The following is an 18,597-nucleotide window of genomic DNA, read 5'->3' on the forward strand; positions in this document are numbered from 1 at the left end:
GCTCTGTACAATGAAGAAGATAAAATGAAAACAGGAGGATTTATCATGAGTATATTAAAGACAAACGAATTGAAAAAGCAATATGGAGCTGGTGCAAACCTTGTGAAAGCTCTCGATGGTGTTGCTTTGAACATGGAGCGAGGAGAATTTGTGGCGATTGTCGGCACGTCCGGAAGTGGCAAGTCCACTCTGTTGCATATGCTTGGTGGACTGGACATTCCTACCTCCGGCAGCGTGGAAGTGGATGGGAAAGAACTGTCCAAAATGAATGACGACCAACTTACCATTTTTCGGCGCAGGAATATCGGCTTTATCTTTCAGAACTACAACCTTGTGCCGATTCTGAATGTTTACGAAAACATCGTCTTGCCCATTGAACTGGACGGCGATAAGCCGGACAAAGCCTTCATTGAGAAAATTTTGAAGATGCTGGGGCTGACAGAAAAGCTGAACAATCTGCCGAACAATCTGTCCGGCGGTCAGCAGCAACGTGTGGCAATCGCGAGAGCATTGGCAACCAAGCCTGCTATTATCCTTGCGGATGAACCCACCGGAAATCTAGACAGCAAGACCAGTCAGGAAGTACTGGGGCTTCTTAAAATGACAAGCCAGCAATTCCATCAGACCATCGTGATGATTACCCATAACAATGAGGTCGCCCAGCTTGCCGACCGAATCGTGCGGATTGAAGATGGACAGATTGTAGCGTAAGGAGGTGGAAAGATGTTTCAGAACAATAACGGTGCTATAGCAAAACGCTTATCAGTTAAATGTCTGCAAGCAAGCCGTAATAGAAATATGGTTGCGATTATCGCTATTCTACTGACGACGATTCTTTTCACAACCGTTTTTACTGTGGGACATGGTGCAATTTATTCAGGGGAGCAGCAAATGCTTCGACAAGTCGGAACAAAGTTTGATGCCGAATATAAATTTTTGACAGAGGCACAGTTCTTGAAAATTAAGTCGCATCCTTCCTTTCAAAATATTGGCGAACGCCAATATTTTGCCCTCGCGGAGAATGATGAACTGATTAAGCGATTAGTGGAAATTGATTATGGAAATGAGCCAGAAGCAGAAGGAAAATACAGTGTACCTACCACTGGCCGGATGCCTGAGTCAATAGATGAAGCTGCTGTCGATACGGTTGTATTGGACTTGCTTGGGATACCGCGTGAAATAGGTGCAGAAATCCCGCTTGTATTCAGCGTAAACGGCGAACAAAGACAGCGCAAGGTCACTCTTTGCGGCTATTGGGATGGTGAAACAAACGATGATTTATGTTATCTTTGGGTGTCTAAAGATTTTATTAATCGTGAGTTAGCAGGTATTCCACTGCCAGAAAATGGGTATTCCGGAGCCGGGAATTACTTTTTGGATGTTGATTTTTCAACTCATCGAAATTTACAGGAACAGATAAATAAGGCTCGGATAGATTCAGGCTATGATCCCGATGCTGTTTTAGGCGATTCTCTATATGTGGCTGCTGATGTAAACTTGGTATATGCTTCAAGTAAAGACAACGGTATTGATATAAAAATGATACTTGCCGTTTTAGGTTTACTGGTTCTGATTTTAATATCGGGCTATCTTATTATTTATAATATCTTTCAGATTTCAGTTGCGAAGGATATCCGACTGTATGGTCAGCTTAAAACTCTTGGTACTTCACCGAAACAGCTACGCATTATTGTTCGCAGACAGGGGCTGATACTATCAGTTATTGGCATCCCCATAGGATTATTGATTGGCTACTTTTTAGGCAGATTACTGGTGCCTGTTATTATGAATGTTTCTAACTATGAAGGAATTATACCCCCGCCAAATGTTTTTGTTTTCATAGGAGCTGCGATTTTTGCACTTCTCACTGTTTTAATCAGTTTTCGGAAGCCTGCTAAAACAGCCGCAACTATTTCGCCAATTGAAGCGATGCGATATAGCGGAGTTGAAACCACAAAGCGAAAGCAAAAGAAGTCGAAAGGCGGGTCAAAAATATTTAGAATGGCGGCATCCAACCTTATCAGAAATCCACGCAAAACTTTTGTGGTTTTACTCTCAATATCTTTAAGTACGGTATTAATCAATTCAGTACTGACTTTTACAGATAGCTTTCAATTACAAAAATTCATTGATAGGGATGTCATAAGTGACTTCGTTGTTTCTGATGCTCACTACGGCAGGGGGAATCCATTTGGAAGGGTATCGGGAATAAGCAAAAGCGTCATCCATGCTATACAGCAACAATATACTTTTGAAGATGGAGGTTCCGTCTATTATCATCAGTCAGATATAGAAACTGATAAAATAGATGAATTGGTGGAACATACCTTGACACACATCACATCTTACAACGGAATGAAAACGGAAGAAGGCAAGAATGACTGGTGGAGGCAGTTTTATGGAATGGATGAATTCCCATTTTCATTACTTGATGTATTAGAAGGAGACTTAGATTGGGAGAAATTCAATACTGGAAAGTATGTCATAGAATTTTCCCCTTATAATGACTATCATAGGGTAGATATAGAGGATTATAAATTTAACCCTGGTGATAAAATTGTGCTTGAAAGCGAGGGTGTGAAAAGAGAATACGAAGTTCTCGCAAGGGCTGCTTGCAAAAGGGGCATGGATTCAGGAGTTGTTTTAGGATATAGTTCAACTACTTCTTCTACATTTTTGGCGGTATCTTCTTCTGAATTTCTTAACAATTTCCCTTCACAACCACCCTTGCATTATCTTTTTAATGTAGGAGAAAGAGCAGATTTCACAAAGATGAACTCGTTCTTACAGGATTATACGGAACGGATTGAGTCTGGACTAAAGTATACTTCAAAACAGACGGTTGAAGATAATTTCTATGAACTAAAACGGACATATAATATTGCCGGGATGGTGCTTGCCGCCATATTTGCAGCTATAGGGCTGCTCAATTTTATCAATGTGATTGCCACAGGGATTCTATCCAGACAAAAAGAGTTTGCTGTTATGCGGAGCATTGGAATGACCAAACGGCAGTTAAGAAAAATGTTGGTGATAGAGGGATTATGGTATGCAGTCATAGCAGCAATACTTTCGCTTATCTTCAGTATCGTTACTTCTTTGCTGCTGGTGCGCCCGATAGCAAATTCTATATGGTTTTGCACTTTCACTTTTACATTAAACCCAGTAATTATCGTAGTACCTTTTTATCTTCTTCTGGGGGTACTGGTTCCTTTATTAGCTGCAACGAAAAACAATAGGGTTAGCGTAGTCGAGCAGCTTAGGCAGGCGGAATAAAAGATTTTGTGATGCTTAATTATATCTGTTAGCATAGTAGGGAGCTATTTCCCGACAACCCCATTTTTACGTTAAGGAGGTTTTGAAATGAGTAGACAGATTACTTATTATTCCTGCAAAAAATAATCAATCGGATAAAAGGTTAAGGGTTGCTGCCTATTGCCGTGTTAGTACTGAGCATGAGGAACAAAGACAGCGTTTAATGAAAGACTGTAGAGACGGAAAGGTAGATTTGATTTTGATGAAATCCCTTAGCCGTTTTGGACGCAATACATTGGATGTCTTGCTTATGCTTGATGAATTATCTAAATTAACTTGTTGTGCTATATAAATTTAATGCCTAATAAGAAAAATATGGTAATGGATAAAGTTAGACTGATTTTAGGAAATAAGAACTAATACATCTATGGATTATTTATCCAAATATCAATTCTTTTATGTTGGCTAGATTAATATTCTTATTCAGACATTTATTAATAAAGTAACATATATTGTGACCTAAAATCTTAGTTCTTAGCCTTGTTATTAAGCCCCCATAGAGACTTAGATTTAACTTTATTTAGATTAAACTGTTCAGTTAATTGAGAGAATGAGGTTTCTATTCTTCTTCTAGCTTTAAAAATTAACTGTCTAAAAGACTTTGGAAATTGAGATTTACTCTTATTTCTTTTCATAGAAATTAAGTCTATTTCTTTTTCGTTCTTTAGTTCCAAAGCCAGTTTTTCACCTATATAACCTTTATCTCCTATAATGGTTAAGGAATTATAGGAGGAAACTAAGTCCCAAACAGCACTACGATCATCTTTACTAGCATCAGTTAAAACAAAGTCTGTGATATATCCATCTAAAGTGGAAAGCATATGAGCTTTAAAACCAAAATAGGTTTCTTTTTTAGATGGACATTTACCATAAGTGGCTATACCCTTGAAAGTTTTATGAAATACAGCTCTCCCAAATTTACAAACGGGTATAGGTATGCTATCAATAATTCTATGAGGGTCGCTTGTATAACCAAGTTTAGAAGAAAGCTTTTTTCTAATTTCATCTATGATAGAATGTAGATTTCTACGTGTTCTGTTAAATCTAGTTCTATCACAAAATCTAGGGAATAAATCAACTAAATTTTTTTTACAAAAGTTAAACCAAGCTTTCTCAGAATCTATAGATAGCAGTTCACCTACAATACTAATAGTGGTAACTTCACTATCAGATAAAATTAAATAATTGGCATTTTTACGTGATTTAATATATTCTGGAGTAATTTCTTGGTATAGGTCATCAATGACTACATAAGTTACCAAGAAAAAGTCCTTTAAATTTTCTATTTCTTTGATAGAATATTTATAGAGCTCTGGCATATGTTATCCTCCTATCATGATTTCGTTGTGGTTATCAATGATAGGTTAACATAATTGCTAGAGTTTTTTTATTAGTAAGTTTTACTAGCACAACAGGTTAAATTAATTAAATGTAGTTGTCTACTTCGAAATAGAGGACATTGGTCTAATAATGATCCTCGGGTAAAAAAGTACATTGCCATGGCAGCAGTGGATTATTAGGAAGAGAGCAGACAGAAAAGCTAAGCTATTAAGTGGGAGATATGGTTATTATGAGTATTGAGACTTATGAGAATCAGCAGTCGTTGCTTAGCCTTTATGCCAAGCTTGCCGAAGCTGAATCCGAGATTGAAGATGGTGACGAGGGCAAGGACTTTTTTGAATTAGCGAAAAAGCTAAGGAGAAATGTCTATGGGAAAATTTAAAATAAGGATTTATAAATCAGCTGAAAATGATTTAGAAGATATCGTTGAATATTAGTATCAAGAATATTCAACGTATATTTTCCACGTCAGGTTCAGGGTTGTTTTAGAAGTGCTGGGAAAGAAAGTGGACAACATTGACGAAGAAGTATATAACCACATATTGAAATGGATAGAAAGTAATGAAAATTTTGATCTTGATGACCGTTACGGGCATAGGATTATGTTTCACAGAATAGGCTGCGATGATGTTCAAAAAGCACTTGGATGGCACAACAGGAAATATTTGTACCTGTAAAAATATGTTTTAAATAAGCATAATAGAATCACACCAAATTGCAATGCTTAAACTAATTGTTTTAATATGACATAAGGTTGTCGTATTATATATGATATTATATATATTAAAAAGATGGAGTGTGAAAATTATGCTTTCTAAAGTGATTTTCTCTGAAAAACCAATTTTGTCATTTGATATTAACAATAATGAAAATGAAATTATTGCTATTAGCGAAAAAAATGTCTATCGCTATGAATTATTATCTGGAAATTTAGTTATGAAAAAAGAATTATTTACAAAGAATGGACTTTCAAGAAAAGTATTGTGTGATGATAAATTAATTTATTGCAAAGATTTTTGTACCTTTTATGTTCTTGATTATAATTCATTAAATGTTATATTTAAATCTGAACTTGGTACGAATTTATCTTCAGATATTTGCGGGCTTGATTTCGATGATACTAATATATATGCTAGTATACGTGGAGGAGGGCTAGCCATAATCAATAAAGAAAATTATGATATTAAAAAATTAACCATTTCAAGCAATAGTCTTTGGAATGTTAAATCTGATACTGAATATATTTATGGGGGCGCAGTGAATGGTACATTTTTTGTAATTAATAAAAAAACATTGGAGATTGTCGCATGTTTAGATGGGCATAAGGAAAATTGTGATGACTTTATTATTTGTGAAGATTTTATAATTACCTCAAGTAAAGATAAATTGATTAAAAGAAATAAGAAAACATTCGATATTATTCAACAAGTAAAAAAACCACATAAATATCAGTTCTCTATTATTGACTTTTGGAACGATTATTTTATCACAGCTGCTTTTCGCGATGGTATAATACGAATATGGGATACAAAATCAATGGAGATATTGAGAGATGTGAATATTATAAATTGTCTTACCGGCTATGCTAAAATTGAAAATAATCTATTGTATTTATCTTCAAGGGCGATAAATGGAATTGATCGTGTTAATCTTACTAAATTGCTTGATTTATAAATGAATAGATATTTACATTAAAATTATATTTTATGACATCTTTTATGACCTATTAATTGAATTTTTGCTGAAGGAAGTCCATTACTGCAAAAGGATAATCAATTGTTTGAAAAATAAAATATATCCTATTGTGAGCATAATCTCATGCATCTATTTTGACATAATTGCACAAAAAATAAAAAAGATGAGTAAATATTGTTATTAGTATTTACTCATCTTTTTTATTTTTCAGTTTTGTTTGATATACAATGTAATATTAATTCATTTGACGAATTATCCAAGATATAGAAGCTGCAAAATAATTTTTTAACTTATTAGAAAATAGAAGGAAAAAGAAGCCGTATATAGAATAGTCTATACATAGTAATAAGGTTAACAAAACCATAAGATTGCCTAAATCTTTTTCTCATATCCCATAGGGAAGTTCTTATTTTTTCTTAGAGCTAACTCTCATAAAATAGCTTAAAAAAAAGGTTCTTATTTGTATTATTTTTTCGTTAAAAGTCCTTTTTAATAATAACAAAATTAATTTTTTGTTAATTAAATTATGAGAACTCTCATAATCTATAGTATAAAGAAAAAGGGGGGCAAGCTTTATGAGAAGAAATGTGAGAAGGAGAGTAAGTAATACTAGTAAGGACAGGCTTTATACTATTTTTGCCTTTTTTATAGTAGCACCTATTATTTCTATTGTGCTAGCGATTGTCTTAGTACAAAATGTGATATTGCCTAGACTTGAAGAAGGACAAAACGCTATTAGTACAATTGAAGATAATCTTGATAAAAAAGGAATGAATAACTTAGATTCAAATATTGATTCCAATTCAGCTGGAGATAAAGACATGTCTGGATTGGAACCCGTAGACGAAACAGACCAAAAGCCTGAATCAAATGATGAAAATACCATTGAAACTACTTTCTATAGTGTACAGATAGGTAACTTTAGCAGTACAGCTAATGCTGAAACTTTTATTAAGGAACTTAAAGAAAAGAATATTAACGATGGATACATAGTTAATGTGGGAGAGTCATACAAAGTTTTTGCAGGTGAATTTCAAGCTAAAGAAGAGGCCTATAGTTACTTAGAAAATATAAAAAAGTTATATGAGGATGCCTTTGTTAATTCAGTATCTAGTAAAGACAAGATCACGAAACCCTAATAGAATAGGGAAATGACATTGCTTTAAAGATAAAGCATATCTAAACTATGGCCATTGTAAAAAATAATCTTTTATGTATAAAGATTGGGGTGAAAAAAATGAAATTAAGCGAGATTAGGGACATATTAGAAGCAAAGGTATTAGTAGGGGAGGGATTTTTAGAAAGAGAAGTATATTCAGCATTTGGTTCTGATTTGATGAGTGATGTTCTTGCATTTATTAATGAAAACTCAATATTATTAACAGGCCTTACAAATACACAGGTCATAAGAACTGCTGAAGCAGCTGACTTTTTTGCTATTGTATTTGTAAGAGGAAAAAGACCAAGCGAAGATTTATTAGATCTAGCATTGGAAAAAAATATTACAATAATGACTACAGAATACACTCTCTATACCGCCAGTGGTAGACTTTATGAAAAAGGACTGAAGGGAGTAAAAATTGAGGGCGTGATAAGATAAATGAGTTCAAATAACGATAAGATTATACTAGAGTACTACATTATGAAAAATGATTTTAAGAGTGCTGGTGAAGCATCAAGTAATGTTAAAAAGGTGCTTAATCAGCTGGGAGTTGATTCTAAAACAGTTAGAAGAGTTGCCATAGCAACCTATGAAGCAGAAATGAATATAGTAATCCATTCAAATGGAGGCAATATTATTGTAACTATATCCTCGGATAAAATTGAAATAATAGCCCATGATGAAGGGCCAGGCATAAAAGACATAGAGCTGGCCATGCAAGAAGGATATTCAACTGCTTCAAATCAGGTCCGAGAATTAGGATTTGGAGCGGGTATGGGCATTCCAAATATGAAAAAATGCTCAGATGTTTTTAGTATCTCATCCCATGAAAATGAGAAAACTTTGGTCTCAATGACAATGTATATGTGATAATAATATAGAAAATAACTAGTGGGTGATAAACTTGAAGGAATATTTTCATTCGGTAGTCTTAGACAAACATAAATGTAATGGATGTACAAACTGTATGCGAAAATGTCCTACTGAAGCAATAAGGATAAGGGATAAAAAAGCAGTTATCACAAAAGATAGATGTATTGACTGTGGCGAATGCATTAGGGTGTGCCCTTATCATGCTAAAGATGTTATAGTAGATGACTTAAGTGTATTAAAAAACTATAAATATAATATAGCTATTTCTCCTATGTCATTATACGGTCAGTTTAGTGTAGATACTGATATGAACAAAGTTTTTTCTGGAATAAAGGCTTTAGGTTTTGACTGTGTTTTTGATGAAGGTCTTTCAGCAGATGTACTAACCATTGCAATAAGAAATATTTTAAAAAGTAATAATCTGCAAAAACCTGTAATTTCATCATTCTGTCCTGCTGTTCTAAGAATTATACAGGTAAGGTTCCCCTCTTTAATAGATAATATCATAGAAGTAGAATCTCCAATGGAAGTAGGAGCTAGAATAGTAAAAACGAAAGCCATGAAAGAATACGGATTAGATTTTAATGATATTGGTGTCTTTTATTTAGCCCAATGTCCAGCTAGGGTAACTAGTATAAATCGCCCTATTGGAATACGAAGTTCATATATTAATGGAGCTATGTCTATTAAATCAATTTACGGAGATATTGTAAAAAACGCCAAGAAAGTTCAAAAAGATGAAGAATATATGAGAGCTTCTCCAAAAGGAGTTGGCTGGGGAAGAGCAGGCGGCCAGAGCTATGCTATCGGGGTAGAAAACTATTTGGCAGTAGATGGGATTGAACATGTAATCAAAGTTCTTGAGGAGATCGAGCTAGGGAAATTAAGTAATATTGATTATTTTGAAGGATTAGCATGTATAGGAGGGTGTGTAGGCGGACCTCTTAATGTAGAAAACCCTTTCATTGCTAAAGCCAGAATAAGAAATATTGCAAGGACCTCAGAGAAATGTGATTTTCTTAATAATGAATTCATAAATGAAATTCTAGCCCAAGGGCTTATAAATTGGACTGAGAAAATAACTCCAAAGGGAGTAATGACTTTAGATGATGATATAGCTAAAGCTATTAAAAAGATTGAAATGCTAAATCAAATACGTAAAGAATTGCCAGGAACTGATTGTGGTTCCTGCGGAGCTCCTTCGTGTAATGCTTTGGCGGAGGATGTTGTTAGAGATAAAGCCAAGATAGAAGATTGTATTTTCATATTAAAAGAAAAAATTAGAGAAAAAGAAAAATATGGAGGTAAACTATGAAACTTTCTTCAATAGCCGATAAATTAAACCTTGAAATAGTTACTGGGCCTGAATTAGAGGAGAAAGAAGTAGAGGGCGTATACATTGGAGACTTGCTAAGCATAGTGATGTCAAAGGCACAGCAAAATTTTTTATGGATTACTATTCAAACCCATATAAATATTGTAGCTGTGGCAACATTGGTAGATTTGGCAGGGATAATAATTGTAGAGGGAATGGATATAGAAAAAGATGCAGTTGAAAAGGCAAGAGAAGTAGGCATTCCTCTTTTTAAATCTAAATTAAGTGCCTATGATATTGCATGCAAATTAAAAGAAATTGGGATATAAAATGAAAATAGCCTATGATCTCCATATACATTCTGCATTGTCTCCATGTGGGGATAATGACATGACTCCAAATAATATCGTTAATATGGCATATTTAAAAGGACTGAATGTTATAGCTATTACAGATCATAATTCAATGTTAAACGTAATACCAGCCATAGAGGTTGCAAATATGAGGGGGATTCTAGTAGTTCCAGGAATAGAGGTAACTACAAGAGAGGAAGTACATGTTTTGTGTTATTTTTCAACAATTGAAGATGGCATGTCCTTTCAAGATTTAATATATGACAGTCTTCCAAACATCCTTAATAAAGAAGAGATTTTTGGTGAACAGCTTCTATTTGACAATGAAGATAACATTGTAGGGAAAATAGATAAAATGCTGCTGAGTAGCAGCAAATATTCTATAGGAGAAATATTTAACCTAGTGAAGATATATAATGGGGTGCTTGTTCCTGCTCATATAGATAAAAGCTCCTTTAGCATATTATCTACACTGGGGTTTATCCCAAGCAATATAGATATTAAAACAATAGAGATCTTTGATTTAAATAGACTAGGGGATATGACAAAAGCTTTACAGCAAGAAAAATATAGAATTATAAAGAACTCAGATGCTCATTATCTTGCTAGCATAAATGAAGCAGATTACTATATGGATTTAGACACTCTTACAGCTAAATCAATAGTAGACTATCTTAAAGGCGGGTTGTGATAAAAATTGAAAGAATTATCCTTACATGTATTAGATTTAGCGGAAAATTCAATAAGAGCAAAAGCAAAGCTAGTGACAATATCTATAACTGAAGATTTGAATCATAATCTTCTAAAAATTTTAATAGAAGACAATGGAAATGGTATGGACGAAGAACTACTAAGCGTTGCTGATGACCCTTTCACTACTACTAGAAAAACTAGAAATGTTGGTCTTGGATTATCACTTTTGAAAGCAGCAGCTCTAAGAGCGGAGGGAGATTTTCATATTACCTCTGAAAAGGGTACAGGAACAAAAATAGAAGCAACCTTTAAGCATAACCATATTGATAGAGCACCTATTGGAAATATGGGTAGCACCATTGCTACTATATTAATCAGGAAAGAAAAAATTGATATACTGTATATTCATCAGGTAAATGGAAGGCAATTTATATTTAGTACAAAAGAAATAAAAAAACTCCTAGGAGAAGTTAGTATAAATACTCCAGAAGTTATTCTATGGATAAAGGATTATATAAATGAAAATGTCAGCGAATTAAATAAATAATGTAAACAATAAAGATTATAACTTAAAGCTTAAAGGGGTGTACAATAAATAAAAAAAGTGTTACAATAGAAGAAAAGTAAAAAAGGGCCTATAATAAGGTCCTAATTTTATTGTTATGAAATTATGTATGTTAAAATTTTAACAATAAGACCTCACTTTTTTCTACATGCCTTGTCAAAAAACAATAGATACAACTGATAATATTGTTTATTTATTATCAATGCAGGTTTTTTGTATACAAAGGTAGAATAGTTTATTTTGGCACTATATAATCAATATAAAATTAACTAGCAAGAGGTGAAAAGTATGAATCTTAAAAGCTTTACCTTTAAGGGTGGAATACATCCTCCACACTATAAAAGGTACTCAGAAAAAGCAGAGATAGAAAAAGCTGAAGAACCAAAGGTAGTTATTATTCCGATGCAGCAGCATATAGGTGCACCATGTGAGCCTATAGTTAAAGTAGGTGACAAGGTAAAGATTGGCCAGAAAATTGGTGAGGCAAAGGCCTTTGTCTCTGCACCAATACACTCTAGTATTTCTGGCATAGTCAAAAAAATATCCTCTATGAATACTCCTACTGGCAGTGGGGTTATGTGTGTGACAATAGAATCTGATGAACTAAATGAGATTCATGAAAACGTTATGTCAAAAGGAGACATAGAAAAACTTACTAAGGAAGAGATCATTAATATTATCAAAGAAGCTGGTATAACTGGACAAGGAGGAGCAAGTTTCCCCACACATGTGAAGCTATCTCCGCCGCCAGACAAAAAAATAGATACAGTTATTCTTAATGGTGCAGAATGTGAACCATTTTTAACTGCTGATCACAGGTTGATGCTAGAGCAGCCAGAGAAAGTTGTTTATGGGCTTAAAGCTCTGATGAAGGCAGTAGGAGTAAATAAAGGATATATAGGTATTGAAAATAATAAACCAGATGCAATAAAAGCAATGGTTAAAGCAGCAGAAAAGGAGTCTAATATTGAGGTAGTGTCTCTTGTAGCTAAATATCCTCAAGGAGATGAAAAACGATTAATAAATGCAGTAACAGGAAGAGTAGTACCTTCAGGTGGGCTTCCGATGGATGTGGGAGTTATTGTAAATAACGTAGGAACTGCATCAGCAATTGCTAATGCAATACAAACTGGGATGCCTTTAGTAGAGAGGGTAGTTACTGTTACTGGTAGTGCAATAAATACACCGAAGAACCTTTTAGTGAAGATAGGAACTCCATTTAAAGATATTATTGCCCAATGTGGAGGATATAAGGAAACTCCAGGAAAAATAATAATGGGTGGACCAATGATGGGACTTGCTCAATTTACAGACGAAGTACCTGTTATAAAAGGTACCTCTGGCGTTTTAATATTAAATGAAAAAGAAGCTAGAATTCCAGAGCCTGATCCTTGTATTAGATGTGGTAAATGTGTGGATATTTGTCCAGTAAATTTACAGCCATTATTCATTAGTCAATTGTCTTTAAAGGGTCAATATGATGATACACAAAAATATCATGTACTAGATTGTATAGAATGTGGTTCATGCTCTTTTATTTGTCCATCTAAAAGACCACTGTTACAATCTATAAGAGTAGCGAAAAGAGAAGTACTAGCAAAAAGAAAGAAAAGCTAATTGATTGGGGGGATAATAATGGAAAATAAATTGATTGCTTCATCTTCTCCACATATAAGGTCAGATGAAACTATTTCTAGAATAATGCTGGACGTAATCATAGCACTTCTTCCTGCCACATTAGCCAGCATATACTTTTTTAGATTCAATGCTTTAAAATTAATAGTTCTTTCTGTATTATCAGCAGTAATTACAGAAGCAATATTTCAGAAAGCTAGGAAAAAACCTGTAACTATAAATGATTTAAGTGCAGTGGTAACTGGATTATTGTTAGCATTTAATATTCCTTCCTCAGCACCATGGTGGATACCAGTTATAGGTTCAGCCTTTGCTATTGCCATAGTAAAACAATTTTTTGGTGGACTAGGACATAATTTCATGAATCCTGCATTAGCTGCAAGGGCAATGCTTTTAGCATCCTGGCCAACAATAATGACAGAGTGGGTGACTCCAGGGGCAGATGCCGTAAGTACAGCTACACCACTAGCAATTCTAAAGGGACAGGCTGAAGGAATTCTTCCCTCTTTGACTGACATGCTAATGGGAAATATGGGTGGTAGCTTAGGAGAAACCTCTGCTATTTTACTAATAATAGGCGGGATATATTTACTGTATAGAGGAGTAATTAACTGGAGAATACCATTTACCTATATTGGTACCGTTGCAGTTATAATGCTTGCTTTTGGTGGTGGAATCCAAAATACTATGTATCATTTACTATCAGGTGGATTAATGCTTGGAGCATTCTTTATGGCTACAGACTATGCATCTTCACCAGTCACAAAAAAAGGTCAAATCATATTTGGAATCGGAGCAGGATTATTAACTTCTGTGATTAGGCTGAAAGGTGGCTATCCTGAAGGAGTATCCTATTCAATACTTTTGATGAATGTGGCTGCGCCATTAATTGATAAGTATACTGGCCCAAAAGTTTTTGGGGAGGTGAAGCAGAATGCGTGAGATTGTTAAGCTTGGATTAATTCTTTTTTTAATAACAGCAATAGCGGCGGCACTTCTTGCATTTGCAAATGATGCAACAAGTGAGTTAATTGCTCAAGTTCAAGAACAGGAAAGTAATAAGGCAAGACAAGAAGTTCTTCCATCTGCTGAAAATTTTGTACCTTTGGATGAAAACGAATTTAATAAAATAATAGCTGAAAACAATAGGATTAAAGAGATTTATATTGGCAAGAATTCAGCTGATGAATTAGTTGGATATACTGTAAAAACTACAGCTTCTGGATACGGTGGAAACATTGAAATAATAACTGGTATTTCTGAAGATGGCAAAGTAACTGGTATGAAAGTAGTTAGTCACTCTGAGACTCCAGGTCTAGGTGCCAATTCTACTAAACCAGAATTTCAAGATCAATTTGTTGGAAAATCAGTATCTTCAAATATATCAGTGGTGAAATCAGCACCTAATGATAGTGATATTCAGGCAATTTCAGGTGCCACAATAACTTCAAAGGCTGTATCAAGTGGTGTTAATATGGCTATAGATGTTTTTAATGGTAAACTTGCAAAATAGATTTACAATATTGGAGGTGAAGCTATGAGCTTAAAAGATTTTAAGAATGGATTGATTGATGAAAACCCTACATTTGTTCAGTTAATTGGTATGTGTCCAACTCTAGCAGTTACTACTTCATCTATGAGCGGTTTGTCTATGGGATTGGCTACTACTGCCGTATTAATTGGTTCGAATTTAGTTATATCGCTTTTAAGAAAGGCTATACCAGATAAAATAAGGATTCCTGCCTTTGTTGTAATAATTGCTACATTTGTTTCTTTGATACAAATGCTTATGAATGCTTATGTACCTGCACTATATGCTTCTTTGGGATTATACATTCCTCTAATCGTCGTTAACTGTATAATACTAGCTAGAGCAGAAGCTTTTGCTTCTAAATATGGACCTATTAGATCCATAGCAGATGGAGCAGGAATGGGACTTGGATTTACATTAGCTCTTACAATACTTGCATCAGTAAGAGAGCTTTTAGGCGCAGGATCTATTTTCGGTTATTCACTTTTTGGACAGGCTTATAAACCTGCATTATTAATGATTTTACCTCCTGGTGCTTTTCTGGCTTTAGGTATACTAATAGGATTAAAAAATTGGCTTATGAATAGGATTAAAAAATTGGCTTATGAAAAAGAAAGCTTTAAATAGTTAAAGGAGGGGTATAGATGGGCTTTTTTACAATTTTGCTTAGTTCAATATTAGTTAATAACTTTGTAATGTCAAGATTCTTGGGTATCTGTCCTTTTCTTGGTGTATCGAAGCAGGTAGAAACTGCACTTGGTATGGGAACGGCTGTTACATTTGTAATGGCTATAGCTTCTGCTGCAACATATGTGGTGCAGGTATCAATATTAGATAAATTTGGATTAGGATATATGCAGACCATAGTTTTTATATTGATAATTGCAGCCTTAGTGCAGCTAGTAGAATTATTTATTAAAAAAGCTAGCCCTACTCTTTATCAGGCTTTAGGAGTATACTTGCCACTTATTACTACTAATTGCGCTGTATTAGGTATTGCTATTTTAAATATTCAAATGGAGTTATCATTATTAGAAAGTGTAGTTCATGCTGTTGGAGCAGCTATAGGCTTTACACTTGCAATAGTACTTTTTGCTGGTATAAGGGAAAGACTTGCTTTAGCTGATGTGCCTGAATCTTTTCAAGGCTTCCCTGTTGCTCTTATTACAGCAGGACTTATGTCAATAGCTTTTCTAGGCTTCACTGGACTTGTATAGGAGGTGAAATGGACAATGAATAGTATAGTAACAGCTGTAGTTAGTTTAAGTAGTATGGGACTTTTATTTGGAGTAGGCTTGGCTGTAGCAGCTAAAGTCTTTGCAGTGAAAGTTGATCCAAAGGTTGAACAGGTAAGGGGTGCTTTACCAGGAGCTAATTGTGGAGCGTGTGGTTTTCCTGGATGTGATGGACTAGCAAGTGCTATAGCCAATGGAAGTGCACCAGTTAATGCATGCCCTGTCGGTGGAGCTGTAAGTGCAGGGAAAATTGCAGAAATAATGGGAGTGGCTGCCGGCGATACAGAGAAAAAAGTAGCTAGAGTCACTTGTGGAGGTACTAGCTGCAATGCCTTTGAAAAATTTGAATATACAGGAATTAAGGATTGTAAAGCTGCCGCTTTAGTTTCTGGTGGAAGCAAGGCTTGTTCATATGGCTGCTTGGGACTAGGAACTTGTGTAAGTGTATGTCAATTTGGTGCAATTGATGTTATTGATGGAATAGCGGTAATAAATTCTGAAAAATGTACTGCCTGCGGAAAATGTGTTTCAGAATGTCCAAAGGCTGTTATAAAAATGGTTCCTTATGAACAAAAAGTTGTAGTAGACTGCAATAGTAAGGAATTTGGGAAAGACGTTAAAGTAAAGTGTACAGTTGGATGTATTGGATGTCAAATCTGTGTGAAGGCATGTCCATTCGGAGCTATGGAGTTTGAAAATAACCTTGCTAGAATCAACTATGACAAATGTACAAATTGTATGATATGTGCAGAGAAGTGTCCAACTAAAGCTATTTGGGCTGATTTTGCAAATAGAAAAAAAGCTTTTATTGAAGAGGACAAATGTATAGGATGCACTATTTGTAAAAAGCAATGTCCTGTAGAGGCAATAGAGGGAGAACTTAAAGCAAAGCATACAGTAACAGAAGATAAATGCATTGGCTGTGGTGCGTGCGCTAAGAAGTGTCCAAAGTCTGCAATAGACATGAGATAAATGAAAAAACCTGCTAATTTTAGGAGGCCACTGAAAAAGTCCCTTTGTGTCATCCTGAGCGTCAGTGAAGGATCTCTCCTATATTGATAATATGAGATTCTTCAACTGTGTTTCAGAATGACAAGCAAGGAAATTAAAGTTTTTCAGTGGCTTTAATTTTAGAAGGTTTTTTGCAGTATATTGGGCAGCTATGATATAATTTTAATAATCATAATTCTTTTGCTAAATATAAAATATTTTTAGGAGAGATACTTGTGAAGGAAACAATATATATAACAGGACATAAAAATCCAGATTCAGACTCAATATGTGCAGCTTTAGCCTATGCAGAATACAAGAATGCCAACGGAGATATAAATGCTGTTCCTGTACGACTTGGCGAAATAAACAGAGAGACTAAATTTATATTAGAATACTTTGGTGTTGAGGCCCCCGTTTTTATGGAGACAGTAAGATTAAGTGTAGAGGATCTAAACTTTGATAAAGTAGCTCCTGTTAGTCCAGATATATCAATGGGTATAGCTTTAGAGCTGATGAAGAAAAACAATGTAAACAGTCTACCTGTAGTGGATGAGAATGAACAGCTTATTGGTATTGTGACAATATCTGATATAGTAGAGAGTTATATTGATGTATGGGATAATACTATTCTAGGTAGATCAGGTACCTCCATAGATAATATTATTGACACACTTTCTGCAAATCCAGTTAATATACCTAAAAATATGAAGCCTTTAAGCGGAAAACTTTTAGTGCTTGCAATGGAGCCTAGATCAGTAGTTGAATACATAGAAGAGAAGGATATAGTAATATGTGGAGATAGAAAGGATGTTCAAGAGCTTGCAATTAACAATGATATTTCCTTAATGATTATAACTGGAAATGTTAAAATTGATGAAGAAATCATAAACTTAGCAAAGAAAAAAGACGCAGCTATGATACTAACACCTTATGATACATTTACAACATCTAGATTAATATCTCAATCTGTTCCTATAAAACATGTAATGACTACGGACAATTTAATAGTGTTTTCATATGATGATTTAGTAGATGATGTGAAATTGCAAATGTCTCAAACAAGATATAGATCTTACCCAGTAATTGATGATGATAATAGAGTAGTAGGTCTAATATCTAGATACCATTTAATATCCAGCATGAGAAAGAAGGTAATTTTAGTTGATCACAATGAACGCAGCCAGTCTATAGACGGCTTAGAGGAATGTGAGATACTAGAAATTGTTGACCATCATAGGGTAGCAGATGTCTTTACTGGAAATCCAATATATTTTAGAAACGAGCCTGTGGGAAGTACATCTACAATAATTGCCTCCATATTATTTGAAAATGGTAGAAGACCTTCAAAGAAAATGGCAGGAGTATTGGCTGCTGCTATAATCTCTGATACTCTATTATTCAAATCTCCTACATCTACAAATACTGATAAGATAGTGTTAGAAAGATTAGCGAGAATTGCAGATTTAGATGTAGATAAGTTTGCCATGGAGATGTTCAAGGCAGGGACTTCTTTAGTTGGGAAAACGCCACAGGAATTACTTACTCAAGATTTTAAGGCGTTTACCATAGGTGAAGATAAGATAGGAATTGCCCAAGTATATACTATGGATCCAGACAGCCTAAAAGATATGAAAAGCGATTTAATATCATTAATGGAGGAGCGTGCAAAAGAATATGGATATTCTATATTTATACTAATGTTAACAGATATATTTGCACAGGCTTCAGAAATGGTCGTAGTCGGACACAATAAGGAGTTGGTAGCACAGGCCTTTGGAAAGAAACTCATAAGCAACTCATTCTATGCACAAGGAGTACTTTCAAGAAAGAAACAGGTGGTTCCACCAATTACAAACGCATTATTAAACTAGATTCATGCCTTTAAGGTTTT

20 protein-coding genes and 1 pseudogene are annotated in these 18,597 nt (G+C 34.6%); 20 read left to right on the forward strand and 1 reads right to left on the reverse strand.

The annotated features are described in order from the left end of the window. The first annotated feature begins 45 nt into the window (after positions 1 to 45). The 3 genes from QO263_RS10370 (at position 46) to QO263_RS19150 (ending at position 3,607) form a co-directional block, all read left to right on the forward strand. The gene (locus tag QO263_RS10370) at positions 46 to 711 is read left to right on the forward strand and encodes an ABC transporter ATP-binding protein (RefSeq protein WP_285620874.1); all 666 of its coding nucleotides are present in this window, start codon (positions 46 to 48) and stop codon (positions 709 to 711) included. Between the two features lie 12 nt (positions 712 to 723). Continuing rightward, a complete protein-coding gene (locus QO263_RS10375; RefSeq protein WP_285620877.1) occupies positions 724 to 3,276 on the forward strand; it encodes an FtsX-like permease family protein in 2,553 nt (850 codons plus the stop codon). Positions 3,277 to 3,478: 202 nt separating this feature from the next. Beyond that, complete coding sequence (locus QO263_RS19150) at positions 3,479 to 3,607, forward strand: recombinase family protein (protein WP_502928663.1); 129 nt, start codon at positions 3,479 to 3,481, stop codon at positions 3,605 to 3,607. 84 nt (positions 3,608 to 3,691) lie between these two features. Here the strand turns inward: QO263_RS19150 and QO263_RS10385 are convergent. Further along, positions 3,692 to 4,634: pseudogene (locus QO263_RS10385) on the reverse strand (IS982 family transposase). Between the two features lie 251 nt (positions 4,635 to 4,885). On the opposite strand from QO263_RS10385, the gene QO263_RS10390 reads away from it, so the two are divergent. From QO263_RS10390 to QO263_RS10470, 17 genes are all read left to right on the forward strand, one after another. Next, positions 4,886 to 5,038 (forward strand): hypothetical protein, encoded by a 153-nt coding sequence (locus tag QO263_RS10390; protein WP_285620879.1) that lies wholly within the window; start codon positions 4,886 to 4,888, stop codon positions 5,036 to 5,038. 109 nt (positions 5,039 to 5,147) lie between these two features. Then, positions 5,148 to 5,333: a hypothetical protein gene (locus QO263_RS10395; protein ID WP_285620882.1), complete on the forward strand. Its 186-nt coding sequence runs from the start codon at positions 5,148 to 5,150 to the stop codon at positions 5,331 to 5,333. A gap of 130 nt (positions 5,334 to 5,463) precedes the next feature. Next, a complete protein-coding gene (locus QO263_RS10400) occupies positions 5,464 to 6,330 on the forward strand; it encodes a WD40 repeat domain-containing protein (protein ID WP_285620884.1) in 867 nt (288 codons plus the stop codon). Positions 6,331 to 6,926: 596 nt separating this feature from the next. After that, positions 6,927 to 7,490: an SPOR domain-containing protein gene (locus QO263_RS10405; RefSeq protein WP_285620889.1), complete on the forward strand. Its 564-nt coding sequence runs from the start codon at positions 6,927 to 6,929 to the stop codon at positions 7,488 to 7,490. A gap of 98 nt (positions 7,491 to 7,588) precedes the next feature. Beyond that, positions 7,589 to 7,951, forward strand: a complete 363-nt coding sequence (locus QO263_RS10410; RefSeq protein WP_285620892.1) for a DRTGG domain-containing protein — start codon at positions 7,589 to 7,591, stop codon at positions 7,949 to 7,951. Continuing rightward, the gene (locus tag QO263_RS10415; RefSeq protein WP_285620895.1) at positions 7,952 to 8,383 is read left to right on the forward strand and encodes an ATP-binding protein; all 432 of its coding nucleotides are present in this window, start codon (positions 7,952 to 7,954) and stop codon (positions 8,381 to 8,383) included. A 34-nt stretch (positions 8,384 to 8,417) separates the two neighbouring features. After that, the gene (locus QO263_RS10420; protein WP_285620897.1) at positions 8,418 to 9,701 is read left to right on the forward strand and encodes a [Fe-Fe] hydrogenase large subunit C-terminal domain-containing protein; all 1,284 of its coding nucleotides are present in this window, start codon (positions 8,418 to 8,420) and stop codon (positions 9,699 to 9,701) included. Next, complete coding sequence (locus QO263_RS10425; RefSeq protein ID WP_285620898.1) at positions 9,698 to 10,030, forward strand: DRTGG domain-containing protein; 333 nt, start codon at positions 9,698 to 9,700, stop codon at positions 10,028 to 10,030. Before QO263_RS10420 ends, QO263_RS10425 begins: the two co-directional genes overlap by 4 nt. A gap of 1 nt (position 10,031) precedes the next feature. Next, positions 10,032 to 10,745: a PHP domain-containing protein gene (locus tag QO263_RS10430; RefSeq protein ID WP_285620901.1), complete on the forward strand. Its 714-nt coding sequence runs from the start codon at positions 10,032 to 10,034 to the stop codon at positions 10,743 to 10,745. Between the two features lie 6 nt (positions 10,746 to 10,751). Beyond that, positions 10,752 to 11,294: an ATP-binding protein gene (locus QO263_RS10435; RefSeq protein WP_285620904.1), complete on the forward strand. Its 543-nt coding sequence runs from the start codon at positions 10,752 to 10,754 to the stop codon at positions 11,292 to 11,294. A 306-nt stretch (positions 11,295 to 11,600) separates the two neighbouring features. After that, complete coding sequence (gene rsxC, locus QO263_RS10440; RefSeq protein ID WP_285620906.1) at positions 11,601 to 12,929, forward strand: electron transport complex subunit RsxC; 1,329 nt, start codon at positions 11,601 to 11,603, stop codon at positions 12,927 to 12,929. A 15-nt stretch (positions 12,930 to 12,944) separates the two neighbouring features. Then, complete coding sequence (locus QO263_RS10445; protein WP_502928714.1) at positions 12,945 to 13,889, forward strand: RnfABCDGE type electron transport complex subunit D; 945 nt, start codon at positions 12,945 to 12,947, stop codon at positions 13,887 to 13,889. Next, positions 13,882 to 14,460, forward strand: coding sequence for an RnfABCDGE type electron transport complex subunit G (locus QO263_RS10450; RefSeq protein WP_285620911.1), 579 nt, complete (start codon positions 13,882 to 13,884; stop codon positions 14,458 to 14,460). Before QO263_RS10445 ends, QO263_RS10450 begins: the two co-directional genes overlap by 8 nt. Positions 14,461 to 14,484: 24 nt before the next feature. Further along, positions 14,485 to 15,105 carry an electron transport complex subunit RsxE gene (gene rsxE, locus QO263_RS10455; RefSeq protein WP_285620914.1) on the forward strand — a complete coding sequence of 207 codons (621 nt, stop codon included), beginning with the start codon at positions 14,485 to 14,487 and terminating at the stop codon, positions 15,103 to 15,105. A 17-nt stretch (positions 15,106 to 15,122) separates the two neighbouring features. After that, positions 15,123 to 15,695 carry an electron transport complex subunit RsxA gene (gene rsxA / locus QO263_RS10460; RefSeq protein WP_285620917.1) on the forward strand — a complete coding sequence of 191 codons (573 nt, stop codon included), beginning with the start codon at positions 15,123 to 15,125 and terminating at the stop codon, positions 15,693 to 15,695. A gap of 15 nt (positions 15,696 to 15,710) precedes the next feature. After that, positions 15,711 to 16,685, forward strand: coding sequence for an RnfABCDGE type electron transport complex subunit B (locus QO263_RS10465; protein ID WP_285620920.1), 975 nt, complete (start codon positions 15,711 to 15,713; stop codon positions 16,683 to 16,685). A gap of 254 nt (positions 16,686 to 16,939) precedes the next feature. Next, positions 16,940 to 18,577, forward strand: coding sequence for a putative manganese-dependent inorganic diphosphatase (locus QO263_RS10470; protein WP_285620923.1), 1,638 nt, complete (start codon positions 16,940 to 16,942; stop codon positions 18,575 to 18,577). Positions 18,578 to 18,597 lie beyond the last annotated feature (20 nt).

Origin of the sequence: Proteiniborus sp. MB09-C3, from assembly GCF_030263895.1 — a bacterium.
Classification (GTDB): domain Bacteria; phylum Bacillota; class Clostridia; order Tissierellales; family Proteiniboraceae; genus Proteiniborus.

What these genes read in the sequence shown, in the direction of transcription:
- rsxA (WP_285620917.1), top strand. Translation starts at nt 15,123, where the DNA reads ATGGGCTTTTTTACAATTTTGCTTAGTTCAATATTAGTTAATAACTTT.
- QO263_RS10415 (WP_285620895.1), top strand. Translation starts at nt 7,952, where the DNA reads ATGAGTTCAAATAACGATAAGATTATACTAGAGTACTACATTATGAAA.
- QO263_RS10370 (WP_285620874.1), top strand. Translation starts at nt 46, where the DNA reads ATGAGTATATTAAAGACAAACGAATTGAAAAAGCAATATGGAGCTGGT.
- QO263_RS19150 (WP_502928663.1), top strand. Translation starts at nt 3,479, where the DNA reads ATGAAAGACTGTAGAGACGGAAAGGTAGATTTGATTTTGATGAAATCC.
- QO263_RS10430 (WP_285620901.1), top strand. Translation starts at nt 10,032, where the DNA reads ATGAAAATAGCCTATGATCTCCATATACATTCTGCATTGTCTCCATGT.
- rsxC (WP_285620906.1), top strand. Translation starts at nt 11,601, where the DNA reads ATGAATCTTAAAAGCTTTACCTTTAAGGGTGGAATACATCCTCCACAC.
- QO263_RS10450 (WP_285620911.1), top strand. Translation starts at nt 13,882, where the DNA reads ATGCGTGAGATTGTTAAGCTTGGATTAATTCTTTTTTTAATAACAGCA.
- QO263_RS10425 (WP_285620898.1), top strand. Translation starts at nt 9,698, where the DNA reads ATGAAACTTTCTTCAATAGCCGATAAATTAAACCTTGAAATAGTTACT.
- QO263_RS10465 (WP_285620920.1), top strand. Translation starts at nt 15,711, where the DNA reads ATGAATAGTATAGTAACAGCTGTAGTTAGTTTAAGTAGTATGGGACTT.
- QO263_RS10390 (WP_285620879.1), top strand. Translation starts at nt 4,886, where the DNA reads ATGAGTATTGAGACTTATGAGAATCAGCAGTCGTTGCTTAGCCTTTAT.
- QO263_RS10375 (WP_285620877.1), top strand. Translation starts at nt 724, where the DNA reads ATGTTTCAGAACAATAACGGTGCTATAGCAAAACGCTTATCAGTTAAA.
- QO263_RS10400 (WP_285620884.1), top strand. Translation starts at nt 5,464, where the DNA reads ATGCTTTCTAAAGTGATTTTCTCTGAAAAACCAATTTTGTCATTTGAT.
- QO263_RS10405 (WP_285620889.1), top strand. Translation starts at nt 6,927, where the DNA reads ATGAGAAGAAATGTGAGAAGGAGAGTAAGTAATACTAGTAAGGACAGG.
- QO263_RS10410 (WP_285620892.1), top strand. Translation starts at nt 7,589, where the DNA reads ATGAAATTAAGCGAGATTAGGGACATATTAGAAGCAAAGGTATTAGTA.
- rsxE (WP_285620914.1), top strand. Translation starts at nt 14,485, where the DNA reads ATGAGCTTAAAAGATTTTAAGAATGGATTGATTGATGAAAACCCTACA.